26 protein-coding genes are annotated in these 24,243 nt (G+C 64.0%); 16 read left to right on the plus strand and 10 right to left on the minus strand.

Annotated features, from left to right (window positions below):
• Positions 1-58: 58 nt before the first annotated feature.
• A complete protein-coding gene (locus tag VGH98_21010) occupies positions 59-1,009 on the minus strand; it encodes a threonine/serine dehydratase (protein ID HEY2378473.1) in 951 nt (316 codons plus the stop codon).
• 166 nt (positions 1,010-1,175) lie between these two features.
• Here VGH98_21010 and VGH98_21015 point away from each other — a divergent pair, with 166 nt between their 5' ends.
• Positions 1,176-1,361: a hypothetical protein gene (locus VGH98_21015; protein HEY2378474.1), complete on the plus strand. Its 186-nt coding sequence runs from the start codon at positions 1,176-1,178 to the stop codon at positions 1,359-1,361.
• 23 nt (positions 1,362-1,384) lie between these two features.
• Entirely contained in the window at positions 1,385-2,464 is a 1,080-nt protein-coding gene (locus VGH98_21020) for a hypothetical protein (GenBank protein HEY2378475.1), read from the plus strand.
• Positions 2,465-2,482: 18 nt separating this feature from the next.
• Here the strand turns inward: VGH98_21020 and VGH98_21025 are convergent, their stop codons facing one another.
• From VGH98_21025 to VGH98_21040, 4 genes are all read right to left on the minus strand, one after another.
• Complete coding sequence (locus VGH98_21025; GenBank protein HEY2378476.1) at positions 2,483-2,653, minus strand: hypothetical protein; 171 nt, start codon at positions 2,651-2,653, stop codon at positions 2,483-2,485.
• A complete protein-coding gene (locus VGH98_21030) occupies positions 2,654-2,848 on the minus strand; it encodes a hypothetical protein (GenBank protein HEY2378477.1) in 195 nt (64 codons plus the stop codon). It abuts the gene before it with no gap.
• Position 2,849: 1 nt separating this feature from the next.
• A complete protein-coding gene (locus tag VGH98_21035; protein HEY2378478.1) occupies positions 2,850-4,487 on the minus strand; it encodes an O-antigen ligase family protein in 1,638 nt (545 codons plus the stop codon).
• A 63-nt stretch (positions 4,488-4,550) separates the two neighbouring features.
• On the minus strand, positions 4,551-4,886 hold the full coding sequence (locus VGH98_21040; protein HEY2378479.1) for a hypothetical protein: 336 nt from the start codon (positions 4,884-4,886) through the stop codon (positions 4,551-4,553).
• Positions 4,887-4,995: 109 nt separating this feature from the next.
• On the opposite strand from VGH98_21040, the gene VGH98_21045 reads away from it, so the two are divergent.
• Both VGH98_21045 and VGH98_21050 read left to right on the plus strand, forming a co-directional pair.
• Positions 4,996-5,460, plus strand: coding sequence for a DUF411 domain-containing protein (locus VGH98_21045; protein HEY2378480.1), 465 nt, complete (start codon positions 4,996-4,998; stop codon positions 5,458-5,460).
• A 215-nt stretch (positions 5,461-5,675) separates the two neighbouring features.
• Entirely contained in the window at positions 5,676-7,679 is a 2,004-nt protein-coding gene (locus tag VGH98_21050; GenBank protein ID HEY2378481.1) for a M1 family metallopeptidase, read from the plus strand.
• Between the two features lie 52 nt (positions 7,680-7,731).
• On the opposite strand, the gene VGH98_21055 is transcribed toward VGH98_21050, so the two are convergent.
• Both VGH98_21055 and VGH98_21060 read right to left on the minus strand, forming a co-directional pair.
• Positions 7,732-8,814 carry a hypothetical protein gene (locus tag VGH98_21055; GenBank protein ID HEY2378482.1) on the minus strand — a complete coding sequence of 361 codons (1,083 nt, stop codon included), beginning with the start codon at positions 8,812-8,814 and terminating at the stop codon, positions 7,732-7,734.
• Between the two features lie 32 nt (positions 8,815-8,846).
• Entirely contained in the window at positions 8,847-9,893 is a 1,047-nt protein-coding gene (locus tag VGH98_21060) for a DUF4956 domain-containing protein (protein HEY2378483.1), read from the minus strand.
• 101 nt (positions 9,894-9,994) lie between these two features.
• Between VGH98_21060 and VGH98_21065 the strand changes: the two genes are divergently transcribed.
• Genes VGH98_21065 through VGH98_21075 form a run of 3 tightly spaced genes read left to right on the plus strand, consistent with a single transcriptional unit; the run spans position 9,995 to position 12,559 of the window.
• Entirely contained in the window at positions 9,995-10,744 is a 750-nt protein-coding gene (locus VGH98_21065) for a hypothetical protein (protein ID HEY2378484.1), read from the plus strand.
• Positions 10,745-11,740 carry a hypothetical protein gene (locus tag VGH98_21070; protein HEY2378485.1) on the plus strand — a complete coding sequence of 332 codons (996 nt, stop codon included), beginning with the start codon at positions 10,745-10,747 and terminating at the stop codon, positions 11,738-11,740.
• Positions 11,741-11,752: 12 nt separating this feature from the next.
• A complete protein-coding gene (locus VGH98_21075) occupies positions 11,753-12,559 on the plus strand; it encodes a hypothetical protein (GenBank protein ID HEY2378486.1) in 807 nt (268 codons plus the stop codon).
• A 61-nt stretch (positions 12,560-12,620) separates the two neighbouring features.
• Here the strand turns inward: VGH98_21075 and VGH98_21080 are convergent, their stop codons facing one another.
• Together VGH98_21080 and VGH98_21085 are read right to left on the minus strand one after the other, a co-directional pair.
• On the minus strand, positions 12,621-13,442 hold the full coding sequence (locus tag VGH98_21080; GenBank protein ID HEY2378487.1) for a formate/nitrite transporter family protein: 822 nt from the start codon (positions 13,440-13,442) through the stop codon (positions 12,621-12,623).
• A 78-nt stretch (positions 13,443-13,520) separates the two neighbouring features.
• Positions 13,521-14,096 (minus strand): DUF502 domain-containing protein, encoded by a 576-nt coding sequence (locus tag VGH98_21085; GenBank protein ID HEY2378488.1) that lies wholly within the window; start codon positions 14,094-14,096, stop codon positions 13,521-13,523.
• A 344-nt stretch (positions 14,097-14,440) separates the two neighbouring features.
• On the opposite strand from VGH98_21085, the gene VGH98_21090 reads away from it, so the two are divergent.
• Complete coding sequence (locus VGH98_21090; protein ID HEY2378489.1) at positions 14,441-15,172, plus strand: UdgX family uracil-DNA binding protein; 732 nt, start codon at positions 14,441-14,443, stop codon at positions 15,170-15,172.
• Positions 15,173-15,214: 42 nt separating this feature from the next.
• Positions 15,215-15,931, plus strand: a complete 717-nt coding sequence (locus tag VGH98_21095; GenBank protein ID HEY2378490.1) for a DNA-3-methyladenine glycosylase — start codon at positions 15,215-15,217, stop codon at positions 15,929-15,931.
• Here VGH98_21095 and VGH98_21100 read toward each other — a convergent pair.
• Positions 15,860-16,507, minus strand: a complete 648-nt coding sequence (locus VGH98_21100; GenBank protein HEY2378491.1) for a phosphatase PAP2 family protein — start codon at positions 16,505-16,507, stop codon at positions 15,860-15,862. The two genes, VGH98_21095 and VGH98_21100, sit on opposite strands and share 72 nt — an antisense overlap.
• Before the next feature lie 82 nt (positions 16,508-16,589).
• On the opposite strand from VGH98_21100, the gene VGH98_21105 reads away from it, so the two are divergent.
• The 7 genes from VGH98_21105 (at position 16,590) to VGH98_21135 (ending at position 24,242) form a co-directional block, all read left to right on the plus strand.
• Positions 16,590-17,720, plus strand: a complete 1,131-nt coding sequence (locus VGH98_21105; GenBank protein HEY2378492.1) for a hypothetical protein — start codon at positions 16,590-16,592, stop codon at positions 17,718-17,720.
• 128 nt (positions 17,721-17,848) lie between these two features.
• On the plus strand, positions 17,849-19,654 hold the full coding sequence (locus VGH98_21110; protein ID HEY2378493.1) for a methanol/ethanol family PQQ-dependent dehydrogenase: 1,806 nt from the start codon (positions 17,849-17,851) through the stop codon (positions 19,652-19,654).
• Complete coding sequence (locus VGH98_21115; protein ID HEY2378494.1) at positions 19,638-20,192, plus strand: c-type cytochrome; 555 nt, start codon at positions 19,638-19,640, stop codon at positions 20,190-20,192. The genes VGH98_21110 and VGH98_21115 overlap by 17 nt, the downstream gene beginning before the upstream one ends.
• Positions 20,193-20,201: 9 nt before the next feature.
• Entirely contained in the window at positions 20,202-21,233 is a 1,032-nt protein-coding gene (gene coxB / locus VGH98_21120; protein HEY2378495.1) for a cytochrome c oxidase subunit II, read from the plus strand.
• Positions 21,230-23,227 (plus strand): cytochrome c oxidase subunit I, encoded by a 1,998-nt coding sequence (ctaD, locus tag VGH98_21125; GenBank protein ID HEY2378496.1) that lies wholly within the window; start codon positions 21,230-21,232, stop codon positions 23,225-23,227. The genes coxB and ctaD overlap by 4 nt, the downstream gene beginning before the upstream one ends.
• Positions 23,224-23,847 carry a hypothetical protein gene (locus tag VGH98_21130; GenBank protein HEY2378497.1) on the plus strand — a complete coding sequence of 208 codons (624 nt, stop codon included), beginning with the start codon at positions 23,224-23,226 and terminating at the stop codon, positions 23,845-23,847. Before ctaD ends, VGH98_21130 begins: the two co-directional genes overlap by 4 nt.
• A complete protein-coding gene (locus tag VGH98_21135; GenBank protein ID HEY2378498.1) occupies positions 23,847-24,242 on the plus strand; it encodes a hypothetical protein in 396 nt (131 codons plus the stop codon). Before VGH98_21130 ends, VGH98_21135 begins: the two co-directional genes overlap by 1 nt.
• Position 24,243: the final 1 nt, after the last annotated feature.

The raw sequence follows: 24,243 nt of genomic DNA on the forward strand, positions 1-24,243 counted from the left end.
GCCCCTCTCGACGCGCCCCTCTCGACGCGCCCCTCTCGACGCGCCCCTCTCTATCCAACTACTGAAGAAGCTCCCTCACCCGCGCCGGGTCGACGTTACCGCCACTCATCACCGCGACTACTCGCCTGCCACCGACCGGTATCTTCCCCGATAGCACGGCTGCCGTGGCCGCCGCGCCTGCGCCTTCGGCCAGCAGTTTCGTCGAGAATAAGAGTTCGCTCATCGCGCGCATGATCTCGTCGTCGTCCACGAGCACGATCTCGTCGACGTAGCGCTGGACGATCGGAAGGGTGAGGTCGCCTGCCATCGGTGCCGCGAGTCCGTCGGCAATGGTCTTCATCGACTCGAGCCTAACGGGACGACCCGCCTCGAGGCTCTTGTGCATCACGGCCGCGCCGGTCGGCTCGACACCGTACACCTTCACTGATGGCCGCGCTTCCTTGATCGCCACCGCCACGCCGCCAATCAGTCCACCGCCGCCGATCGGGACGATGACGTCGTCGAACTCGTCGAGCTGATCGAGAATCTCGAGCCCCACAGTGCCCTGGCCGGCCATGATCGCGTCGTCGTCGAACGGATGCACGAAGGTGAGCGACCGTTCGATCGACAGCTCGTGCGCGCGGGTGAACGCCTCGAGTCCACTCGAGCCGTGCAGCACGACTTCGGCGCCATAGCCGCGGCTCGCGTCGACCTTGGTGCGCGACGCAGTCGTCGGCATGACGACGGTGCACTGCACGCCCGCATCCCGTGAGGCCCACGCCAGCGCCTGCGCATGATTGCCGGCCGACACCGTGATGACGCCGCGCGAGCGCGCCGCGTCGTCGAGCGACGCGAGCCGATTGAGCGCGCCGCGGACCTTGAACGAGCCGGTCTTCTGCAGCGACTCGCACTTGTGATACAGCACCGCACCGACGCGCGCACCAAGTCGAGTTGCCGAGAACACCGGCGTATGGTGGACGCGATCGCCGATGCGCTCGCGGGCGCTGCGAATGTCGGAGAGGGAGAGCATGGACAAAAAGCTGCGAGGGGCTAGGGGCTAGAGGCTAGGGGTAGCGGCGACTCTCTCCATCTAGCCCCGGCCCCTAGTCCCTGGCCCCAGCCCCTCCTGTGGCCGAATCGCCGCGCCGCGCGTCTCAAAGCATATGCCTGCTGCCCTCCCCCGCCCCGGATGCCTCGTGCGGTCGACGCTGGCGCTCCTCGGCGTCCTCTTCGCTCCGCTCGGTATCTGGTTCCTCCGCGACGGTCGACATCGTTACGTGACCCAGAGCGTGGCCCTATTCATTGGCGCCCTCCTCTGCTTCTATTTTGCCTTCCGGCGGAACTCGGCGTTAATGTCGGCCCTCGAAGGGCTCGACGGGTAGCGGTGCCGTCGCCGGCAGAATGGATGGGTCTATTCAGAGCGAATCTCATCATGCGTGAGCGTTTACTCATTGCATTCCTTTCCGCGTGGCCGGCGTTCGCCGGGGCGCAGTGGTCGTCCGCGCCCATCGGTACCGACGCCGAGCTGCGCGGCCTGAGCACCGCCGGCTCGAGCGTCGTGTGGGCGAGCGGCACGCGCGGACGCTACGCGCACAGCATCGACGGCGGACGGAGCTGGCGCGTGGACAGCGTGCCGTCGGCGGCCTCGCTCGATTTCCGCGCCGTCCATGCACTCGACGCGCGGCGCGCCTGGCTGATGAGCGCCGGTGACGCCGACAAGGGGCAGGCGCGCATCTATCGCACGACCGACGCGGGTGCGCACTGGTCGCTCGTTTACTCGACCGCTCAGAAGGGCGTGTTCCTCGACGCGATCGCGTTCTGGGACGCGCAGCACGGCATCGCGATCAGCGATCCCGTCGACGGACGGTTCTTTCTCCTCACGACGAACGATGGCGGCGGCACGTGGACGCGGATTTCACCCGACCGCATTCCCGCCGCGCTACCTGGCGAGGCAGCGTTCGCGGCCAGCGGCAGCTGCCTAACGGTTCAGGGCGAGAGCGACGTCTGGATCGGCACCGGTGGCGGTGTGACCGCGCGCGTCTACCATTCGGTCGACCGTGGCCGTACCTGGAGCGTCGCCGACACACCGATCCATGCCGGGAGCGCGTCGTCAGGAATTTTTTCGTTGGCGTTCCGCGACGCACGGCGTGGCGTGGCCGTGGGCGGCGATTATCAGATGGTTCGCGGTGGGCTGCCTAACGTCGCGCTCACCGGCGACGGCGGCCGCACGTGGCGCATCGCGAAAGGGCCGCTCCCGGTCGGCTATCTCTCCTCCGTCACGTTCGTCCCCGGCAGCTCGAGCGTCGTCGCCGTGGGCCTCGCCGGCACCGCATTCTCGAGTGACAACGGTGAAACCTGGCTCATGGTGGACAGCGTCGCCTACAACGCCGTGCACTTCGAGTCGCCGAGTCTGGGATGGGCGGTAGGGCCGAAGGGCAGACTCGCGCGGTGGGCGGGGCTCATGAGTCTCAGGATTACCAAGTAGCACCTGCGGTAGAGCACCTCAGGACGACAAGTGCAAGGCCCAGACGAGCACGGCACAGACGATACCGGTCACAATCGACCGAATCCACACGCCTAACGCTTGCTGCCTGATTTGTTGTCTCTCTTCCGCATTCAGGCGCGCCTTGCCGCCGCCTTCGACCTCGCGCTCCCCGAGCGCGGCCAGGACCACTCAGGTTCGCCCTCGCGCCTGGAAATAGCCTAACGCGGCTGCGGTGAAGGGAACTACCAGCAAAACATACCACCAAGCGCTCGCTCGGGTCACACTCAACAGCGCCGTCGTGATCGTCGCGATGCCTAACCACACGAGACCGCCGATGAGTCGCCGACGTTTCCCACGCTCGGTGATATTGGAGACGCGCGGCATCTCAGCGACGCCGCGGGCGTGGTGACGACTCGCCGCACTGCGACAACAACTCGTGCGGCGTGATCGCCATCGGGTAGAGATCGCGCGCGTCGCGCGCTTCCGGCCGCGCGCGCTCGCACCGCCCCACATTCAACCACGCTTCGGCGAGCCGCAGGTGAATGCGATAGCTCCCCGGATCGTAGATCGACGCACGCTCGAGCGCCGACGTGCGGCTGCTTGCCGTCACCGTCGCCATCGCGGCCATCTGCAGGGCGCTCCGCCCGACGGCGAAGAGACCCACGGCCAAAACGAGAACCGGCGCCCAACGCCTCAGGCCAGAGTTCATTACCTGTCGCGGCGTCGACGGCGAGACCGGTTCTGCGTAGATACCGAGGAGCAACCAGACGAAGAGTGTCGGCGGTGCGATCAGGAGCACCGCGTCGAAGGCGCCGACGACCAACGTGACGATCACCGTTGCCGCGAGCACGAGCGCACCGAACACACCCTCCGCGCCGCGCGCGATCCGCGCATGCCACGCGGCCAGACCGAGAAATGCGACGAAGATGAGTATCAGCAACACAGTCGCGGGCGCTCCACGCTCCGCCGCGAAGGCAACCCAATCGCTGCTCGGCCACGGGTTCGACGTCATTCCTTCGTCGAGACTGCTCAGCGACGCATCGCCGTGCGACGCATAACGCGGATACTCGACCGACCAATTACCTGGCCCGACGCCGAGGATCGGATTGGCAGCCATCATGCGGAGCGAATTCGTATACTGCACGAGACGGCCCCGGCCGCTCCCCTCCTGGTAGTTCACCATCCCGCGCACGGACTCGAGATAGGGATTCTTGCTGTTCCACTCGAGCGTGTTTGGGAGCACGAGCGCAATCGCGGCGCCGATCGCAGTGGCGACGCCGAGGGAAATCAGCCGGCGCGAGGTCTCGGGCCCGCTCCAGCGAGAACGGGTGGCAAAAGCCACGATGACGACCGGCAGCGCGGCTCCGAGTAGCGCCAGCCACGCGGCTCGGCTCCTCGAAAGCACCTCCGCCGCTGCGACCACGGAGATGAGGATCGCCGCGAACAGCGTCGCTGCGGAGCGACGTGTCGTTACGCCGCAGTAGACGATCGTCGGCGCGACGATGGCGCCAAGATGCGCCATGAAGTTCCGATTCCCGAAGGTGCCGCCGGGCGAGCGATTCAAGCTGAAGTACTCGGACGTGATGCCGTAGGCTTGGAGTAGTGCCGTCACCGCGCCCACAGCGCCGGCCAGCCCGAGCGCCCAGAGGACGGGCCGCGCGAGTCCGTCGCGTCGAAGAACGCGTCCGATCCAGAAGAGCGCCGCGCCCGACAGCGAGATCGCCAGCGCTCGCGTCGACAGCCACCGATTACCGGCGAAGGCAGCCGAGACCGCGCTGAGAGCCAGATAGGCGATTAGGAGCCAGTCGATTCGCGCGAGTGACAGTCGACCACGAGGCAGGATACAGCACAGCGCCGCCCCGGCGGCGGCGATGTGCAGCACCAACTCCTTCGGAACGAAGTAGCGGTCGAGATCGAAGGGCTTGTACGGCAGGGACGCCAACACCACGGCCAGCGCGCCCAGCTGGACGAGTACGAGAGCGACGCGGTCGGCGCGCGGCGGCGAAATTGACGGAGACGTCATGCGGTGGGGAATGAAAAACCCCCACAGCGTTGGGCGCCAGAGTCTGACCGAAGGTGCTACGCTCTAGGCAATCGCATGCAATCGCGTTCGCTCGTACGCATCGCGCACGGCATCCTTCACTTCGTCCCATGTGCAGTTCGAGTCGCCTCGCGCTTGCTCCCAGCCGCGAGCGAGATCGTCCGCGACCTCGTTATCCCACCCTCGGTCGCCATAGAAGAACGCCGACTCATGGCCGTACTTGTACGCGGGCCGGTAGTACTCGTAGGCGCGATCCGCGTGCGTGTAAGAACAATCGCCGTAGTTGTCGCGCCAGTACTCGTCCTGCCCTGCCCAATCGACCGGACGCTTGGTTCCCGGGGTGCCGCGATCAGCGGGCGCGCGCTCGCTCGAGTCAGCCATCTTGATCACTCCGTTGAATTCGGCTGACCCCGGTGCAAGGCGCGAGCCTGTCGTGTGCGCATCCGAACCCTATTTTTCAGCTTCCACGCTCCGCTATGCTATAAGGAATATGAATCGTCGCGATTGGCTCCAACTCACGGTCGCTGGCCTGGCGACGTCGGCCTTCTCTCGCGCCGCCAGCGCTAGTCCGCGCGCGACGCGCGTCACGGTCTACAAGAGCCCGACCTGTGGCTGCTGCGCAAACTGGGTCGCGCACATGAAGAACAACGGGTTTACCGTCGAGGCCCACGACGTCGATGACAGTATGCTCGAGCAGGTGAAGATCACCGCCGGCGTACCGACTGTGCTCCGGAGTTGTCATGTCGCGCTCGCGAGCGGATACGCGTTCGAGGGCCACGTTCCCGCGGATCTTGTAAAAAAGGTGCTGTCGACCAGGGCCAAGCTCGCCGGCTTGGCAGTGCCAGGTATGCCAGCGGGCTCTCCCGGAATGGACATGGGAGGGCGAGCGGATGCGTACGACGTGATGGCATTCGATCGGGCTGGTAAGAGTTGGGTCTATTCGCATAAGGGGTAGGAGGGCGGTTCTAGAAGAGCGGCTCTAGGAGCCGCCTTTTCTAGGTAGCCGAACGACCTTCCGCCCCTTACAGGGGTATTCGCTTACAAAAGGTTGTCAGGCGCACCGTTTGCTGCGGTTCCGCTCGGCGTTTGTTTTCGCCGGGGCTAGGGCACGGGCAGGGCCGCACTGGCTCCTGCGCGCCGATTAAGTCTTCTCTCAACTTCACATTTCGAATGCAACACGTCACTCGCGCCCGCTTTGCGGGCGGTGTCCTCGCCGCCGCGATGAGCACGGCAGCGGCCATACCCGCGTTTGCGCAGTCCGCGGCCAAGACGGCGCCGCCCCGTCCTCAATTCGACAGCACCGGTGTCGGCGATACATCGATGTTCGCGCCGCTCGGTCTTCCTCCTGGAAACGAGTATCGCAGCGGTTCTGGGGCACCCGGACCGAAATACTGGCAACAGCGCGCCGACTACGATCTCAAGGCAACGCTCGACACGAGCGCGAAGGCGCTCCGGGGCGAGATGACGATTCGCTATACGAACAATTCACCGGACACGCTCCACTTCCTCTGGTTCCAGGTCGAGCAGAACGCATTCAAATCGAACTCCCTGAACTCGTACGTTTTCCCTGCCGAATCGCGCTTCGGCGCGCGGAACTTCGAGGGCGGCGACATGATCGACCGCTTCGAGGAAGTGTCGGCGAACGGCAAGGGGGCGCGGCACACGCTCAAGCTGCGCACGGAAGGCACCGTCATGAAAGCCGATCTCGCCGAACCGCTCGCGCCTGGCCACACGGCGACGATCAACGCGGCGTGGCATTTCAATATTCCCGAACACGGCGCCGATCGTATGGGTCGCGACGGCCCGCTCTACGAGCTCGCGCAGTGGTATCCGCGCGTGAACGTTTACGACGACGTGCGCGGCTGGAACACCGAGCCGTATCTCGGGCAAGGCGAGTTCTACCTCGAGTACGGAGACTTCAACCTCGAGGTCACCGTCCCGGCCGGCTACATCGTCGCCGCGACGGGGACATTGCAGAATGCTCATGACGTGCTCACGTCGGCGCAGATCTCGCGGCTCGCCCAGGCAGCGCACGACACGAACGTGGTCCACATCGTGACGCAGCAGGACCTGACGAGTGGCGCTGCCCGCCCGCGCAAGACAGGCACGATGACATGGAAGTTCGCGGCGAAGAGCGTACGCGACGTCGTCTGGGCCGCGTCCCCCGATTACATGTGGGATGCCTCGAGCTATAAGGGCTCGCTGGCCCAGGCGTTCTTCCGCCCGAGCGCGATTGAGCCATGGAAGGATGCGGCCGACATGTCGCGCACGTCCATTCAGGAATACTCCGAGCGCTGGTTCCAGTATCCCTATCCGCAGATCACGGCAGTCGAGGGTCCGATCAGCGGCATGGAGTACCCGATGGTCGCGATGGAGGCAAAGAGCAACGACAAGTACGACCTCTACAATGTCGTGACGCACGAGATCGGACACATGTGGTTCCCGATGATCGTCGGATCGAATGAGCGGATGCACATGTGGCAGGACGAAGGGTTCAACACTTTCATAAACACCTTCTCCGAGGCGCGGCGATATCCGGAGAAAGGAAACCAGATGGCCCGCGCCGCCGACGAGCGCAACCTCGTTACGCAATACATGGAGCACAACGTCGACGAACCGCTCGAGATCAATCCCGATCGCATCAATCCGCAGTTGTTAGGCGAAAACGCCTATGTGAAAACCAGCGTCGCACTCCAACAGTTGCGACAGGAGATTCTCGGGCCGGCTGCATTCGATGATGCCTTCCGGACCTACGTCCAGCGCTGGGCGTTCAAGCATCCGACACCCGTCGACTTCTATCGCACGATGGAAGACGTGAGCGGCAAGCGTCTCGACTGGTACTTCCGCGAGTGGTTCCTCGAGAACCCCCACTTCGACCAGGCGATCGACTCGGTCGTCACCGCGCAACATGGCGACACCCTGATGGTCGGCGTGCTCTACGCCAATCACGCGCGCGGCGTCGAACCAATCCGCGCCCGCTTCACCTTCAGCGACGGCTCCACGGAGGACTTCAACTACCCAGCCGAAGTGTGGAGCACGAACACGCGCTTCTATCCGCGCGAGTACGCGTTCGCGGGGAAGAAGGTGGTGAAGATCGAGCTCGATCCGGAGAAGCGGTTGGTGGACATCGATCGGGCGAATAATGTCTGGCCAGTTCCTAAGGTGACGCCGTAAGGAGAGCGCTCGGAGGGCGGCTCGAAGAGCCGCCCCTTTGCTCTTTTAAAGATCAGCCCTTCAAGCACCGATCAGTGATTTGCGATTTCGCATCTCCCCTATCGCCGATCGTCTTGTAAAACTCGTCGAAGTATTCCAGGGTCTCCTTCACCCGATCGCCCTTCAAGAGCTGGCCGATCGGATCGTGATACAGCGCGTAGATCGAGTCTTTCTTTGCCCTGAACAGCTCGAACGTCGGCCCGAAGACCTCGTTAGGCAGGCAGTAACCGCGGTACAGACGCTCCCGCACACGGCGAATCGGGAGGCGGGAGTCAGGCGTTGCGTAGCGAGCGTTCACCGCGCCCGAAAAGTCGAAGTCGTAGGCAATCGGTATGTACATGCTGTCGGAGGTCACCAGCTCACTGTTGTGTTGCCCCGCCACCGACCAGTCCGTGTTCCCGATCATGTACTGGAAGACGAAGTAGATTGCGGCGGCGCGGGGGTCGAGATCGCCGGCACCGGCGCCCTGGCCGAGCATCCGCATCCCACCGACGCGATAGACGAGGGCCGCTGGCTCCTCCTCGATGAAGCCATAGCGTGTCGCGGCGACTTTGCCGCTTCCGCTGTCGGCGTAGCTCACGCGCGCCAGGCGCACGCGATGGCTGTAGCGCGTGAGTAGATTGTAAACACGGTAGAGCTGGAACTCCTGCAGCACGTACTGCTCGAACTCCTCGTTGTCCTTGCAGTATGTCACGAGCTTCGGCTTGTCGAGCTTCGTGAACTCGGTATGCTTCGCCGTCGACTTGGCGAAATCGAGCCGGATCGGCGGGAAATCGCAGTTGTTCAACCGCCAGATGCCGCGCGTCCTCACCTTGAGCGGAACCTCGACCGTACCCTCACTCGTGTCGGAGTACGTGATCGTCGCCTCGCGCCAGGGCGGCGTTTGCGTCTTGTCGCGACGCAGGCGGCCGAGGTTCGCCGTGAGGGTGAACTGAAGCGGCGCGTCACCAGTAAAGATCGGCGCGGGCTCGTGAGCGGAGATGTCGACCTGCGTTGGCTCATCTTTCTTCGACTTTTTCTTCTTGCCCTGTTGCTCCTGTGCGGGAAGCGTCGCGGTTAGGCAGGCGATGGCAAGGACGGCGATGAGGGCGCGCATCGGACACCTCGTTCGATGTGATAGAGCGAGACTCAAGCTATGTCTACCCCACGCACCGGCTCGCCGAGCGCGCGCAGGGTCTGCAGCACCTGATCCGCCGGAATGCTCTTCCTGAGTGTCACTGCATACTCGACCACGTGGGAGCCGTCCGGTTCGTGCACCACGCCGCCGTACCGCCATCGCTTCAGATTCTCCTCGAGAATCGGCTCCATCGTCAGGCGCGTCGTCGACACGTCCGTCGTCCGGATTCGCAGCAGCGCCTCACGACGACCCTCCGGATCCGGCGTCTCCGGACTGTGCCGCCGCGCCCGCCGCCACGCCCGATCGGCAACGGCTGCCAATTGCTCCGCCGACATGTCCTCGAATACCTGCTCGTCCACCCGCGCGACGAAGCTACCCGTGCGGCTCATCTGCTCCATCGCGCGTTGCAAGCGTCGCTCGGCCATCCGCCCTTCGAGCGCCGGCGAACGTCCGAAGTCCGAGTACCAGAGCGCGAGTGCCACGGCGTTGAACAGCACCGAGATCACGACCGCGACCGGCAGGTCCACCGCCGACGCCAGACCGATCGCCGTACCGAGGAAGATGTAGACCGCGTCCTTGCTGTCGTCGAGCGTGTTGCGGAAACGCACCGCCGCAACGATGCCGGCGAGGCTGAACGCGAGTGCCACGCTGTACTTCACGAGGACGACGATCCCCGACACGAGCAGCGGAAGGACGATCAGTGTTTGTACAACGGATTGCTGGTAGCCTCGTTTGGCGCGCGTGCGGGTGTAAACCCACGCGGTGGGGAGCGCGAGGAGAACCGACGCGATCATCGCCAGAGCGACCGTGACCGCCAGCGTCGTCTGATCGAGCGGCGTGGCGACTACTCGGCCCTTTCGCCCGGTCTCGACGGCGCCCGCTCCGGCAGTGCCGAACAAAGCGTCCAGCGACTCGTGCGCGATGAGCTCCGACCGCGGCAGGTACCGCCACACGAGCACCATCGCTCCGATGATCACGGCGTAATAGCAGAGCAACCGGACGATCAGGTTACCGGTCACCTTGCCGAGCCACGTCGTCCGGCCGTTCGATGTCGCCATCTCTCGTTCCTCCGGAGTGCTTAACGGCCGCAACGACGACCGAATATGCCGTTTTGCTTCTGGCGCCGCGAGATCGTCCTTTCTGGAGACTCACTGGCCTCATGCGCCCTCTTCGACGACTCCTCGCGCGCTCGTTACTCGCGCCCTTTCTGCTTCTGCCGCTGCTCAATTGCAGCTATCCAAAGCCGTCGGCAAAGGCGGTCGCCGGGGCGCTTACGCACGCGAGCACCTTCACCGAGCCGAAAATGCTCGCGGTGCCGCGACGAGTGGAGACCAAGACGCCGGCGTCGATGGGCGGCGGTGCCCTGGACGACCGACAACTCGCGAAGATCGATCCCGTCGTCGCCATTCTGCATGCGAACAAGCTCGTGGACGTGCAAGACGTCTACGGCCCAGACGGCGCCTCCGGCGGCTACTTCCACGTGCTCTCGATCACACCATCGAGCGACGCGTCGCCCGATCTGTTTATCGAAAGCGACGATCCGGGTCCGCCCGGGCTGTGGACGAGTGTTCGCAAGACGCCTGGCTGGCGTGTGACGCTCGGACGACGCGAGATCGTGAACGTCGGGCAGATCATCGACTCCAGCTCACCCGTCGCCGATAAGCTCTCCCCAGGTTACGTGCTCGCCGACGTCGGCTTTCGGTGGGTGCCGACCGAGATCGGCAAGGTGTTCGATCAGGGCGCGCTTAGCTTCGACGACATGTCACGCGACCTTCAGCAGGCCACGGTGAACGCGGGTGATCTCGATAGTCGCGTGACTTACAACGGTCGCGTGTGGCTCACACGCGACAAGAAGGGCGAATGGCAGGTGACGCTCTTTGATTGCCGCCGCTGCTCGACCCAATCGTAAATGACCCCCAAGCCTGTCATTCTGAGCGCAGCGAAGAATCTGCTTTTGCTCGCTGCCGCACTGGTCTCGGCCTGCGGTGGCCCGCCAATCTCGAAGCAGAAAGCGAGCGGAATCGTCGAAGCATCGGCTGCATTCAAGTCCCCAAAGCTCGTCTACCTTCCGCGCGTGCTCGCCATCCCCGCCGACGGCATCGTCAGCAGCTCGGCGACCCGCGAGGGCGAGGCACTGAACATCATTCAGATCGCCTCTGTCGATCCCGTCGTCGCCGTCCTGCGCGCCCGCGACCGCGTGACGATCGAAGATTTCGTGAGCGCCGTGCCTGGCTCGGACATGCTGGCGCCCAAACCAAGCGCCGATACGACGGCAACCGACAGCACGTCAGACTCGACGAAGACGCCGAGAGATTCGACCAGGCCGCGCGGCGATACGACGAAAGCCCGAGGTGACTCGGTGAAGCACCACGTTGCGAAGCCGCAGCCTCGACTCGACGAGCCGCGTTCGAGTCCGCCGCCTGAGCCGCCGCTTGCGCAAGCCTGGGTTCACACCCTGCGCGTCACCCCGCGCCCTCAGCTGCAGACCGACGAGCTCGCGCCCGACGACGGCGACGACAATCCCGAGTCACCGCGCGCCGCCTACAACGCGCGGCCGATTGGACGCACGCCGGGTTGGAGCCTTGCCGTCGGATCCCGAGATATGATTCGCATACTCGAAGTCGCTGCGTATACGCCGACACGGAGCGATCCGGCGGGCGAAGCACGCGTCGACTTTCTCTGGCGATGGCGTCCGACCAAACCTGGCGCGCCGTTCGACACGGAGAGCGCCGAATACCAGTCGCTTCCGGGCGAGGTGCAGCAGGCGGCGATCGACGGCGCCGTCACGGTCGATACGTCCAACCCGCACTGGAGTCGCGCCTATCTGGCACGCGACGGCGCGAAGTGGAAGGTGACGAGCGTCGACTGGAACTACGGCGCCGACAAACCGCACGACCGCTGGTAGGTCGAGATGGCCATGGGCTGCCTCCCGAGCCGCCAGCGCCTAACGACTATCGCTGTCGTCGGCTCCGTTGGGCTCGCGGGCTGCCTTTCCAAGCCGATCACGAAGGATGAAGCGGCGACGCTCGTGCGCGGCTCGACGGCGTTTACGCGCCCAAAGTTCGCCCACATCCCTCGGCAGTTGACATTTCAGCGCGGCTTCGTCTCGCAGTATGGCACCGAGGGAATTCTCTCGATCGCCGATCTCGCAACCGTCGATCCGACATTGGCAATCCTCAAGCTCGTGCGGGTCGTGAATGTGAGCGAGAGCATCTACGGACCGGGGCGCGGCGCGATGCACCAACTCGTCGTCACACCCTCCGGCATCGACAGCACGTCACTGATCGCGGACGAGGATCCGCGCGCCGCGGGGCTCGACCAGCAGGAGAACATGGACGCGCAGGAGGAACGGCCGCGCGTCGGAGCCACGGGTTGGAGTCAGTTCAAGAAGGATATCGGCTGGCGCGTGCCGATGGGGACGCGGCAGTTTCTCCGGGTTGAACAGATTCACAACTGGAAGGACGCGAACGAGAACATCCCGGTGAACGAGCTGGCTGTGGATTTCCGCTGGCGGTGGGTGCCCAACGACTTCGGCGACGCCTTCGACTCGCGCAGCGAGACTTTCAACTCGTTGCCGAACGAGGTGCAGGAGGGCGCGAAGACGTGGGGTGTCCGGATGAACACGGAAGCGTCGATGCGAAGCCGAGCGTACCTGCACCGCGTCGGTGACAGATGGCAGCTCAGGGTGATTCAGTGGTCGTTCGGCAGCGGCAATCCGCGTTGACGATTCAGCTCTTTGAAGGACAACCTCGGTCGTTGAAAAGAGGCGCAGACCTCCTTTACAATCACATCGCACTTCGTGTTTTTCGTCGTACCTGCCCGTGATTCAAGAGCGCGACAAGCACGACCCCACCAATGACGTTCCCGAGAATCGCCGGCACCTCGAATCCAAAGAGCATCGCGCTCCACGGCGCATCGCCGATCGTGGCACGATAGAATGCGTCGACGGCGCCCGCGATCGAGTGTTTGAATCCGAACGCCGCGATCGGCGCCGTCGTCAGCCAGACGAAGATGATCTGTCCGACCGCGGAGCGCGTCGCCGCGATGAGCCACGCCATGAGCGCGATGAGCCAGCCCGCCCAGATTGCTCTGTAGAACACCAGCGCCGCGCCGCCTTCGGTCGCGCTGCGCGCCGCGTCGAGTAATGGTCCACGCAGAGTGTCGTCCACCACTCGCGTGTGCGCGACGACGACCGCAAAGAGCAAGGCGCCAATCAGATTCAGCGGGAGCACGATCGACCAGAGCCGAAGCAATTGCACGAGCGTTTGGCGATTCCGCCGTTCCAGCAACGGGATCACGGGCTCGAGCGTGTTCTCGGTGAAGAGCTGGTGGCGCGCATGGACGACGTACACGAAGCCTAACGGGTACGCGAGCGCCGCCGCGGCGGTGTGCAACGACGGCGGGAAGATCGATCTCAGGAACGCGGTTGCGAGAAAGCTGAAGCCGACGAGCAGCCCCGATGCGATCGACGACCACATGAGCTCCGCCGCGGGCCGCTCGAGCTCTTCCTGCGCAGCCTCGCTGACATTCTCGTGAATCTCCTCAGCGGAGAAGCGCGTGCCCACTTGTGGCGCGCCGTCTCCGCGACGAGCTCCCGTTTCTTCCACGTCCCGCCTCCCCTTGGCCCACCACTAGTCGTCGTGGGCATGGGAAGAACCGTACCCGAAGCAACTAGCAGTTCGGTCTCACGAATGCGATGCCGACAATGAGCGGCGTTCGGGCATTTGCGTGACGCCACCCGAAATGATGAACGCCATCACGTCGGCGCTCTCCGCCGGGAGCGGTGTGATCTGCGCCGATGGCACGACGAGGAGTTGTCCCGCGAAGCCATACGACTGCGGCACGTACACGGTGACATGATCCGTGAGTCCGATGACAGCGAGCGACTCCTGCGTCAAGAAGCCGAGCACGCGAATACCACTCTGAGGCATGGGAGCGACGAGCACCGGCTTGTCGAATCGTCGCTTCTCGCCGACGAACGCGTTCAGCAGATCACGCGTCGAGCCGTAGAGCAGCCGCACGAACGGCAGCCGTTGGAGCAGCGTCTCGACGGCCGCCAATAAGCCACGCGTGATGAGGTTGGAGGCGAGAAATCCGACGACCGTGATCAATACGATCGTCAGCAGGAAACCGACACCGGGGATTGGGAATCCCAGCCAGTTGTCGATGCTCGTGAAAATCGCGTAACAGACGTAGATCGTCACGGCGACGGGCGCAACGACGATCACGCCACGAAAGAAGTAGTTGAGCAGGCGGGACATTTGGGGGGGCGGAAGAGTCCGACCGACAATCGGAAGCAACGCGGGCAAGTTCAATCTGATAGACTAATCGAGATCAGCCTACTGGCCTCTCACTTGCCCGTTTCCGCCGCTGACATCTCTTCCGAGGCCGTCATGACGACCGACCGTGAAAATAAAGGGCCGTCCGACACTCCGTCGCCAACTCCGCGCGAGCGAGCGGGACAATCGAGCGATCAGGATTCGATCATACCCGGTCGCCATGGCAAACACGGCGGAAGCGAGGAATCGGAAGGCGCACCGCAAGACGAAACTCCTGAGGCAACACCGCCAACGGAGCGAGACGACGCCAATCGCGCGAGACGCTGATGCCGGCGCGCGTTGGAACGACCTCGCACAAGACGAGAGGTCGAGCATCGGCAAAGCCGATCACGGCACCACGCACCAAAGCTCCTGCCGGCAAACGAGGCACCGCGACTGGCTCGGCGGCCGACTTCATACCGCCGCATCCCACGCTGCCCAAACTACGCACGGCGGCGATGACCTGTCGCGGATGTCATCTCTGGACGCTCGGCACGCAAGCGGTGTTTGGCGAAGGACCGAAGCGCGCTCGCGTCATGATCGTCGGCGAGCAACCAGGCGATCAGGAAGATCGCGCCGGGCATCCCTTCGTTGGCCCGTCGGGCAAGCTGCTCGATCGCGCGCTCGAAAACGCGGGCATCGACCGTGACGACGTGTACGTTACGAACGCAGTGAAGCACTTCAAGTGGGAGCGCGGCGAGAAGAGTGCGCGTCGGATTCACAAGAAGCCTAACGACGCCGAGATTCGGGCGTGTCATCCCTGGCTCACGGAGGAAATTCGGCTCGTGCAACCGCAGGTCATCGTCTGCCTCGGCGCAACGGCGGCGCAGGCGATCATGGGCAAGAGCTTTCGTGTCACGAAGGAGCGCGGCCGCGCCGTGACCGCGCCGAGCGGCGGCGTCGTCATCGCCTCGGTCCACCCATCGTCGGTGCTGCGCGCTCCCGATCCGGCGGCGCGGGTGCAGGCCGAGCGTGACTTCTTCGCCGACATGAAGAAGGTGGCGCGCCATCTCGGATGACGTCCTGGCGCCCCGCTTGACGGAGCGCGCATTCTTCAGGGCATGCACGAACCCTCGATTCAGCATCTGCGGCGCGTCGATCCCGTGCTCGCCACGGTGATCGAGCGCGTCGGCCCTTGCCGCCTGGAGACACGGCGCGAGGGCACGCATTTCGACGCACTCGTTAGGTCCATCGTCTATCAGCAACTGTCGGGCAAGGCGGCGGGGACAATCCTGGGCCGCGTCCGCGAGCTGTACGGCAATCGGTCGCCGACGCCGAGCGAAATACTGGCGACGTCGGACGAGCAGCTCCGCGCGGCGGGGCTCTCGCGGCAGAAGCTGTCGTATCTCAAAGATCTGGCCGCGAAAGTCGAGGGTGGCGTGGTCCCGCTTGCAGCCGACACCATCGACCATTTGCCGGACGATGAGATCATCGAGCGACTCGTGCAGGTGAAGGGCATCGGGCGTTGGACAGTTCAGATGTTCCTCATGTTCCGACTCGGCAGACCGGACGTTCTTCCCGAGTTGGATCTGGGAATTCAGAATGCGATCCGTCGCGCGTACCGCCTGCGCAAACAGCCGGGCCCCAAGGACGTGAAGCGCATTGGCAAGAACTGGACGCCGCACGCAAGCGTCGCGAGCTGGTATCTCTGGCGTTCGCTCGAGGGCGCGCGCCCGGCATCCACGCTCAAGAAAAAGCGAAAGCCATCAACGCCGAAGAAGGGCTCGGCGACGAAACGGCCGAAGGCGAAGAAAGCGAGAACCCGTAAGAGACGCTGACAGCGAGGTCACCGTTAGCCCGACGGCGGCGCCGAGCGCCCAGCCGCCGAGAACGTCCGTGAGCCAGTGCTCGCGCACATACACGCGGTCGGCTCCAATCAGGAGCGGCAGTCCAACTCGTAGCGCGCGCGCCTGACGACGGGTGAGTATATGCTCACGCTCGAGCACATGCGCGGCGACGATGGCGATTGCAGTCAGTTCCGTCGTGTGCCCGCTCGGAAAAGTGCTCTCCGATTTGGGTCCTCGGCCCGGAGGACGGGGCGGCCGCGGACGATATACGAGCGAACGCATGCCACGCACTGTCAACCAACTCACGACCGCCGATGCGGCGATGCTTCCCCCGCCGCGCCGTCCAAATCGTCGCAACACCCGCGCACCGAGCACAGTGACGGGAATGTGAACGCCAGGAAGTCCGAACACCTCCAGCGGGCGCTGCGCGCGCTCGAGCTTCCGTCCATAAAAACGCCGAGCGAGCGCGTAGACCTCGCGATCGAGCGCGGTCGGCTCGTCCAACAGCGCGACGAGCCCGAACGCGCCAAGCGCCGCAACGGGCCATGTAATCGAACGTGATTCCATTGATGTCGAAGGCCACTACCTCGTCACAGCCTCGCAGCTATCACGCCAATCCATCGATCTCGCTCACCTGCTATTCTCCGGTATGACCATTACCCACTCGCCCACCTCGAGCATTCCCACCGAGATCAGCGACCCGGTCAACGCGCGCATACTCGCCGTCTCCGAGGACCGCATCGCCGGCTTTCTCGTCGATCCGTTCGGAGAGATCGCCCGATTGTCGGAGGTCCCGATCGACACGGTGCTCGAGCGTCTGCGCGCGATGCTCGCTGCGGGAACGATTCGCCGCATTCGACAAACACTGATGGCGACGAATCTCGCGCCTGGTGCGCTCGTGGCGTGGCGCGTCCCCGCGGAGCGACTCGATGAGGCATTCGACTTGATGTGGCGTGAGGATCCGTTCTCTGGCCACATCGTGATTCGATCGACGGACGGCGCGACGCCCGGCTCGGTATATCGACTCTGGACCACGCTCAAGGTTCCGCAGGGATTCTCGATGACCGCGCATTGCGACTTGCTCGCGACGCGCATCGGCGCGGAAGCATATCGTGCGATGCCTGCGAGGAAGCTCTTTGCGCTCGGCGTCGGTCACGTACGACGCAAGGGCATGGAGCCGGGATCGAAAAGCGACGAGCCTGGAATCGTGATCGACACGAACGTCGTCGAGCTCTCGCGTCGCGAATGGCGTGTGCTCGAGGCGCTCAAGCGCGAGCTCGACGGCGACGAAGTGCGACAGGACATTTGGCATTTGCGCGCGCGCGAAGCGGGCGAATCATTAGACGAGTTCGTGCGTGTCGCGCAGGAGCTCGGAGAACGCAAGGTGATTGGCCGCTTCTCGACTTTCCTCGAGCACGTCAAGCCGTCGGTCGGCGGCACACGGGTGACGCGATACAACGCGCTCTTTCACTGGCGCGTGCCGGAGGGTCGAGAGATCGAAGCCGGAAGTGAAGTCGGCCGTCACCACATTCTCACGCACGCATACTGGCGCGAGGGCGGACCGGAATTCGCGAACGTCAACATCATGGCCGTCGCGCACGGGACGGACAAAGCAACCATGCTCGCGCACAAGGATGCGATCGACGCGCACCTCACGAGCGTCGGGATGCCGATTCTCTACACCAACGTGTTCTGGGGCGGGCGCAGCGAGATCAAGCCGTCCGAAATCTCGCCGACCGTGTACGCGAACTGGTGGGCGCAAATGACCCAGAGGGCGTGATCGTCCCTCCTTTTTAGCGGTCGGAACACTTCCTGCACGGCTCAGGCTCCTTCTGAACGCAGAATCGGATGCCGAGAAGCGGGGATACTCGACATGCGCGACGCCGATCTATATCCGTCCGCCTGCTCATGGCGGGCGCGATACTCAGCGCGTGCAAAGGTGGTCGCGAGAATGCGACCAGTCACATCGGACTCGTCGCAGCAACAGGCCCTGCGACGGCGGTCGGGGACACTACCACTCGCTTCGCCGACGACGGACAATGGCTTCGTCCATCGAAGGACGTGCAGGGAACCCGGTTCAGCGGTCTGACTGAAATAAACAATCAGAATGTGCAAAATCTGCGCGTCGTCGCGACGTTCTCGACTGGGGTCGAGCGCGGGCACGAAGCGGCGCCGGTCGTGGCTGGCAGCACGATGTACATCGTCACGCCATATCCGAACTACGTCTACGCGTTGGATCTCACGAAGCCGGGGTTTCCCACGAAATGGTCGTACAAGCCGCACCCCGTGAGCGCATCACAGGGAGTGGCGTGCTGTGATGTCGTGAACCGGGGGCTCGTCTTCGATAATGGTAAGATCTTCTTCAACACGCTCGACGGGCGCACGATCGCGCTCGATGCTGCGATCGGCAAAGAGCAGTGGGTGACGCAGGTCGGCAAAATCAATGTTGGCGAATCGGTCACGATGGCGCCGCTCGTCGTCAAAGGCAGAGTCCTGGTCGGCGTGAGCGGCGGTGAGTTCGGCGTTCGCGGCTGGCTCAAGGCGCTCGACGAAGCATCCGGCAAGGTCGCGTGGACCGCCTATCATACCGGACCTGATAAGGATGTTCTCATCGGCCCGAACTTCCGGCCATTCTACGCCGCCGACAGCGGGAAGGATCTTGGCATCAACTCCTGGCCCGGCGACAGATGGAAGATCGGTGGGGCCGGCGCATGGGGATGGATTACGTACGACCCCGAGCTCGATCTCATTTACTACGGTACGGCGAATCCAGGCCCGTGGAACCCCGAGCTCCGCCCGGGAGACAACAAGTGGAGCGCGACGCTCTTCGCGCGCCGGCCGGAGACGGGCGAGGCCGTCTGGGCGTATCAGCTCACGCCGCACGATCAGCACGATTACGACGGCGTCAATGAGAGCATTCTCGTCGACATGCCATGGAGGGGTCAGCAGCGAAAGCTGATCCTGCGTCCGGATCGCAACGGCTATTTCTACGTCATCGATCGATCGACGGGAGAGGTGCTCTCGGCGGAGCCGTACGGATTCGTGAACACCACGACGGGCGTCGATCTGAAGACAGGAAGGCTGCAATACAATCCGGAGAAGGCGACGCGGACTGGTGCGGTGGTCCGCAACAGCTGCCCCGCGTCGCCGGGCATGAAAGACTGGCAGCCCTCGGCCTATTCGCCGCGTACGGGGCTGGTCTACATCCCGCATCAGAACTTGTGCATGGACGAGGAGGGGCTGGAGGCGAACTACATCGCCGGCACGCCGTATGTCGGCTCGCACGTGAAGATGTACGCCGGCCCCACCGGCAACCGCGGTGCGTTCGACGCCTGGGACCCAGTCGCGGCACGCGTGGTATGGAGTGTCAGGGAAGATCTTCCCGTGTGGAGTGGCGCGCTCGTCACTGCCGGAGACGTCGCGTTCTATGGCACGATGGACGGCTGGTTCAAGGCTGTCGATGCACGCACGGGACGGGAGTTATGGAAGTTTAAAACCGGCTCCGGCATCGTTGGCCAACCGATGACGTATCGCGGTCCCGACGGCAAGCAGTACGTCGCCATTCTCTCCGGCATCGGCGGCTGGCCCGGCGCCATTGTCGCGGCCAACCTCGATGCGCGGGACTCGAGCGCCGCACTCGGCTTCGTAAACGCGATGAAGGATCTGCCGCAGAAGACGACGAAAGGGGGCATGCTGTATGTCTTCGGCTTCTAGCTCCTTGGTGATGCTCGTCGGGTTGCTCGTCACCGCCGGCTGCGAGCGCGAGAACCATCACTTCAGCGAGGTCCCTCCCACGGCGACGCCGAGCGCTTCGGCCCTCGTCGTCAGCGAGCTTCAGCCGGGACCGGCCACGATCGCTCCGAAGATCGATGCGCCGTACGACGACAATGCGTACGCCGTTTCCGAAGGCAAGACACTCTTCACCTCGATGAATTGCTCCGGTTGTCACTTTGAGGGCGGTGGCGGCATCGGACCGGCGCTCATGGACGACGAGTGGATCTACGGCAGCGAGCCGCAACAGATCTTCGCATCAATCGCCGAAGGGCGGCCTAACGGGATGCCAGCCTGGGAATATCGGCTCAGCACTCAGCAGATCTGGGAGCTCGTGAGCTTCGTTCGGTCACTGAGCTCGCTCAATCCGAAGGGCGCGCGCGGCGGGCGCGACGATCACATGATGCTCAAGCCGCCGGAGGTGTCGACGCCGAAGGGGAAGCCGAAGACGGCCAGTGCTCTTCCAGGCACGCAGCACTGAGATCGACACGTGCGCAGAAGCCGACGCCTTCACGGAGTGGCGACGTGTGTCGTCCTCGTGTCGTGCGTGGTCGCATGTCACGGCCCACAGAATGTGCTCGACCCCGCGGGATCCCCGAACCGCATCGTGAATCGGCTCTTCTGGTCGATGCTCGTCGTGTCCGCGACGGTCTGGATCGGCGTCGTCGGTGCCGCCTTGTGGGGCGCGCTCACCCGGCGGCGGACGACGCGTGAGGATCTCGAGCCGGTCGTGGACCTGCCTAACGATGACAAGCAGCGACAGACCCGTCTCGTCGGCGCGTTGATCGCCGGGACCGCGCTCATTCTGCTGCTCTTTCTCGTCTTCGACTTCACGGTCGGGCGCGCGCTCGCCGAGCATCCAAACCGTGCGCTCACCATCGAGATCATCGGCCATCAGTGGTGGTGGGAGATCCAGTACGTCGACGCCGACCCGAGCAAGATCGTCGTCGACGCCAACGAGCTCCACATCCCGGCCGGCGAGCCCGTGCAGGTGACGCTCTCATCGCGCGACGTGATCCACAGTTTCTGGGTGCCCAACATCATCGGCAAACGCGATCTCATTCCGGGCTACACCTCGTCGATCTTTCTGGACGCGGACCGGCCAGGCACCTACCGCGCACAATGCGCCGAGTTCTGCGGCGTCGAGCACGCGAAGATGGCGCTCACGGTCATCGTCCATTCACGAGCGGACTTCACGACGTGGCTGGCCGCACAGCGAGCCCCAGCCACCGAGCCTAACGATTCCAGCACGAAGGAAGGCCAGCGCATCTTCCTCGCGGGCCCGTGCTCCTCGTGTCACTCGATCACTGGCACCGCGGCGTATGGCACCATCGGGCCGGACCTCACACACCTCGCCAGCCGCAAGACGATTGGCGCGGGTGCGCTTGCCAATACCCGCGGGAACCTTGCCGGCTGGGTCGTCGATCCACAGTCGCTCAAGCCGGGCGTGCGAATGCCGTCGAATCAGCTCGCGCCGAAGGATCTGCTCGCATTGCTCGACTATCTCGAGTCCCTCAAGTGACGAGCGCCGGCCGCCGCCTGTTGCATAACGACAGCCCCACGCCGGGGACGCTGCCCGGTTCGGCGCCGGAGCTGCTCAGCGAGGAAACGGTGCTCGAGCAGGCGCGGCTTCTCGACATCACGTGGCGCGACGGCGGCGGCTTGTGGGGCTGGCTCACGACCGTCGATCACAAGCTGATCGCCCGGCGCTATGTCGTCACCGCATTCCTGATGTTCATCGCCGGCGGCATCGAAGCGGCGATGATGCGCCTCCAGCTCGCGCGCCCCGAGAACACGTTCCTCGGACCCGACCGCTACAACCAGATCTTCACCGTCCACGGCACGACAATGATGTTCCTCTTCGCCGTGCCGATCATGACGGCGATGGGATTGTACCTCGTCCCGCTGATGGTCGGCGCACGCAGCATCGCCTTTCCGCGGCTGAATGCCTTCGGGTACTACGCGTACCTCGTGGGCGTCGTGTTCCTCTACGTATCGCTGTTCATCAACATGGGACCGGATGCGGGTTGGACCGCATATGTCCCGCTCTCCGGCCCACAGTATTCCCCTGGCCACCGCCTCGACGTCTGGGCGCAGGTCGTGACCTTCACCGAGATCGCAGCGCTCTGCGCCGCGGTGAACATCATCGTCACCGTGTTCAAGCTGCGCGCGCCGGGGATATCGCTCAATCGCATCCCGCTGTTCGTGTGGTCGCAGCTCGTCGTCTCGTTCATGATCGTTTTCGCAATGCCCGCCGTTGCGACGGCGAGCACGTTGCAGCTCGCGGCCGATCGCGCGCTCAGCACGCAATGGTTCAATCCTGCCGAAGGCGGTGACGCGCTCCTCTGGCAGCACATCTTCTGGTTCTTCGGGCATCCCGAGGTCTACATCATATTCTTGCCCGGTCTCGGTTTTATTTCACCCATTATCGAAACGTTCTGCCGACGACGAGTCTTTGGTTACCTGGCAATCGTCCTCGCGAACATCACGACTGGATTCTTTGCCTTCGGGCTGTGGGTCCATCATATGTTCGCGACGCCGATCCCCGAGCTCGGACAGAGCCTCTTCACCGCCGCGAGCCTCGTCATCGCCATCCCGACCGGCGTTCAGATCTTCTGTTGGCTCGTCACCCTCCTCTCCGGTCGTCCTCGCCTAACGACCGCGATGATCTTCATACTCGGGTTCTTCATCACATTCGTGAATGGCGGCCTGACGGGTGTGATGGTGGCGTCGGTCGCCTTCGACAAGCAGGTGCACGACACGTTCTTTGTCGTGGCCCATTTCCATTATGTGCTGCTCGGCGGGGCGGTCATGCCGCTCTTCGCGGCCTTCTACTACTGGTTTCCCAAGGCCACCGGACGGTTGCTCGACGAGTCGCTCGGCAAATGGCATGCGTGGCTCTTCATCCTTGGCGTCAACGTCGCGTTCTTCCCGATGCACATCCTCGGCCTGAACGGAATGCCGCGGCGCGTGTACACGTATCTCGCGTCTACCGGCTGGGGGCCCTTGAACGCCCTGTCGACGATCGGCGCGGTGGTCGTCGTCATTTCCGTTGCGCTCTTCGTCGTCAACGCGGCCATGAGCGCGCGAGTCGGGCGACCCGCCGGCGCGAATCCCTGGGACTCCTACGGCCTCGAGTGGGCGACGACGTCTCCACCACCCAATTACAACTTCGTCAATACGCCGATTGTCCTCGGCCGCCATCCGCTGTGGGATACCGGCTCGCCGCTGCCGGTGATCACCGGTCTCCGCGCCGACCGACGTGAAGTTCTCGTCACCACCGCCTTCGACGCCGAACCCGATTATCGCCACCGGCAACCTAACGCGTCGATCTGGCCGCTCTTCCTGGCGCTGTGCATGGCTGAATTCTGGATCGGTTCGATTTTCACGCCATGGGCTGTCGTCGGCGGATTCGGACTCACCTTGCTTGGCATGCTCGGGTGGGGCTGGCAATCGTCCCGGCAGATCGAAGTCGAGCGCGTCGACACCGACCTGCAGATCATCGACACGGTATGACGACACCGCTGTCCACAGCGCAGCAATCGTTAGGCGACGTCGCCGAGCTGCCCTCGGTCACGTTCGGGCACCGCAGCCTCATGTGGTGGGGCACGCTCGGCTTCATGGTGATCGAAGGCTGGACGCTCGCATTGATCACCGCGATGTATTTCTATGTCCGGCAGAACTTCGAGACGTGGCCGCCGCTGCGGACGCCGCGGCCCTCGCTCACGGCGCCGACGGTCAACCTCGCGGTCATGATCGTCAGCGTCTTACCCGTGTACCTGGCGTCACGCGCGGCGCGGCGACTCGATCTCCGAGGAGTGAGACTCTGGCTGCTCGTCTCGTCGTTGATCTCCCTGCCGATTCCGATTCTTCGCTGGTATGAGCTCTGGGCGCTCAACGTGCGTTGGGACAGCAACGCCTACGGCACCGCGGCTTGGACGATCGTCGGTACGCACGCGTCGCTCCTTCTGCTCGACGTCGCCGACACGATCGGCCTCACACTCTTCTTCTGGTTCAAACGGCTGCCGATCAAGGTGATGAGTGACGTCACTGACAACTCGTTCTATTGGTACTTCATGGTTCTGATCTGGATACCGCTGTACTTCGTCGTGTACGTGAGCCCGTACGTGCTCTGATGGACGCGATGAACAACGCGCCTAACGCGGTCGATCGTTTCTCCCGATGGCCCGGCATGCTCACCCTCAGCCTCGGACTGCTCCTGGGTCCGATCGCCGCGCTCGTAAACGAGGAAATGATTTATCTCACGAACATGTGGGTGTGCGGCCATGGCGCACCGATCGGGATGCACATCGTCGCGGTCGTGTGCCTGTTGGTTGCCATCGCCGCCGGACTCCTCGCGCGCGCCGACTGGGGTCGCGTCGGTCGCGGCACGGAGAGCGAGTCGGCAATGATCGACTCGCGCACGCGCTTCCTCGCGCTTGGCGGCATGGCGGTGAGCGCCCTCTCGGCACTCCTCATCGTTATGCAGTGGCTGGCGGTGTTCGTCTTTGGTCCGTGCGTGCGGAGCTGAC

The sequence above is a fragment of the Gemmatimonadaceae bacterium genome, assembly GCA_036496605.1.
In the GTDB taxonomy this organism is placed as follows: Bacteria; Gemmatimonadota; Gemmatimonadetes; order Gemmatimonadales; family Gemmatimonadaceae; genus AG2.

Excerpts from the sequence above, each read along its gene's own strand:
- VGH98_21010 (HEY2378473.1), bottom strand. The coding sequence starts at position 1,009 with ATGCTCTCCCTCTCCGACATTCGCAGCGCCCGCGAGCGCATCGGCGAT.
- VGH98_21020 (HEY2378475.1), top strand. The coding sequence starts at position 1,385 with ATGGGTCTATTCAGAGCGAATCTCATCATGCGTGAGCGTTTACTCATT.
- VGH98_21030 (HEY2378477.1), bottom strand. The coding sequence starts at position 2,848 with ATGCCGCGCGTCTCCAATATCACCGAGCGTGGGAAACGTCGGCGACTC.
- VGH98_21035 (HEY2378478.1), bottom strand. The coding sequence starts at position 4,487 with ATGACGTCTCCGTCAATTTCGCCGCCGCGCGCCGACCGCGTCGCTCTC.
- VGH98_21040 (HEY2378479.1), bottom strand. The coding sequence starts at position 4,886 with ATGGCTGACTCGAGCGAGCGCGCGCCCGCTGATCGCGGCACCCCGGGA.
- VGH98_21045 (HEY2378480.1), top strand. The coding sequence starts at position 4,996 with ATGAATCGTCGCGATTGGCTCCAACTCACGGTCGCTGGCCTGGCGACG.
- VGH98_21050 (HEY2378481.1), top strand. The coding sequence starts at position 5,676 with ATGCAACACGTCACTCGCGCCCGCTTTGCGGGCGGTGTCCTCGCCGCC.
- VGH98_21055 (HEY2378482.1), bottom strand. The coding sequence starts at position 8,814 with ATGCGCGCCCTCATCGCCGTCCTTGCCATCGCCTGCCTAACCGCGACG.
- VGH98_21060 (HEY2378483.1), bottom strand. The coding sequence starts at position 9,893 with ATGGCGACATCGAACGGCCGGACGACGTGGCTCGGCAAGGTGACCGGT.
- VGH98_21065 (HEY2378484.1), top strand. The coding sequence starts at position 9,995 with ATGCGCCCTCTTCGACGACTCCTCGCGCGCTCGTTACTCGCGCCCTTT.
- VGH98_21070 (HEY2378485.1), top strand. The coding sequence starts at position 10,745 with ATGACCCCCAAGCCTGTCATTCTGAGCGCAGCGAAGAATCTGCTTTTG.
- VGH98_21075 (HEY2378486.1), top strand. The coding sequence starts at position 11,753 with ATGGGCTGCCTCCCGAGCCGCCAGCGCCTAACGACTATCGCTGTCGTC.
- VGH98_21085 (HEY2378488.1), bottom strand. The coding sequence starts at position 14,096 with ATGTCCCGCCTGCTCAACTACTTCTTTCGTGGCGTGATCGTCGTTGCG.
- VGH98_21090 (HEY2378489.1), top strand. The coding sequence starts at position 14,441 with ATGCCGGCGCGCGTTGGAACGACCTCGCACAAGACGAGAGGTCGAGCA.
- VGH98_21095 (HEY2378490.1), top strand. The coding sequence starts at position 15,215 with ATGCACGAACCCTCGATTCAGCATCTGCGGCGCGTCGATCCCGTGCTC.
- VGH98_21100 (HEY2378491.1), bottom strand. The coding sequence starts at position 16,507 with ATGGAATCACGTTCGATTACATGGCCCGTTGCGGCGCTTGGCGCGTTC.
- VGH98_21105 (HEY2378492.1), top strand. The coding sequence starts at position 16,590 with ATGACCATTACCCACTCGCCCACCTCGAGCATTCCCACCGAGATCAGC.
- VGH98_21110 (HEY2378493.1), top strand. The coding sequence starts at position 17,849 with ATGGCGGGCGCGATACTCAGCGCGTGCAAAGGTGGTCGCGAGAATGCG.
- VGH98_21115 (HEY2378494.1), top strand. The coding sequence starts at position 19,638 with ATGTCTTCGGCTTCTAGCTCCTTGGTGATGCTCGTCGGGTTGCTCGTC.
- VGH98_21130 (HEY2378497.1), top strand. The coding sequence starts at position 23,224 with ATGACGACACCGCTGTCCACAGCGCAGCAATCGTTAGGCGACGTCGCC.
- VGH98_21135 (HEY2378498.1), top strand. The coding sequence starts at position 23,847 with ATGGACGCGATGAACAACGCGCCTAACGCGGTCGATCGTTTCTCCCGA.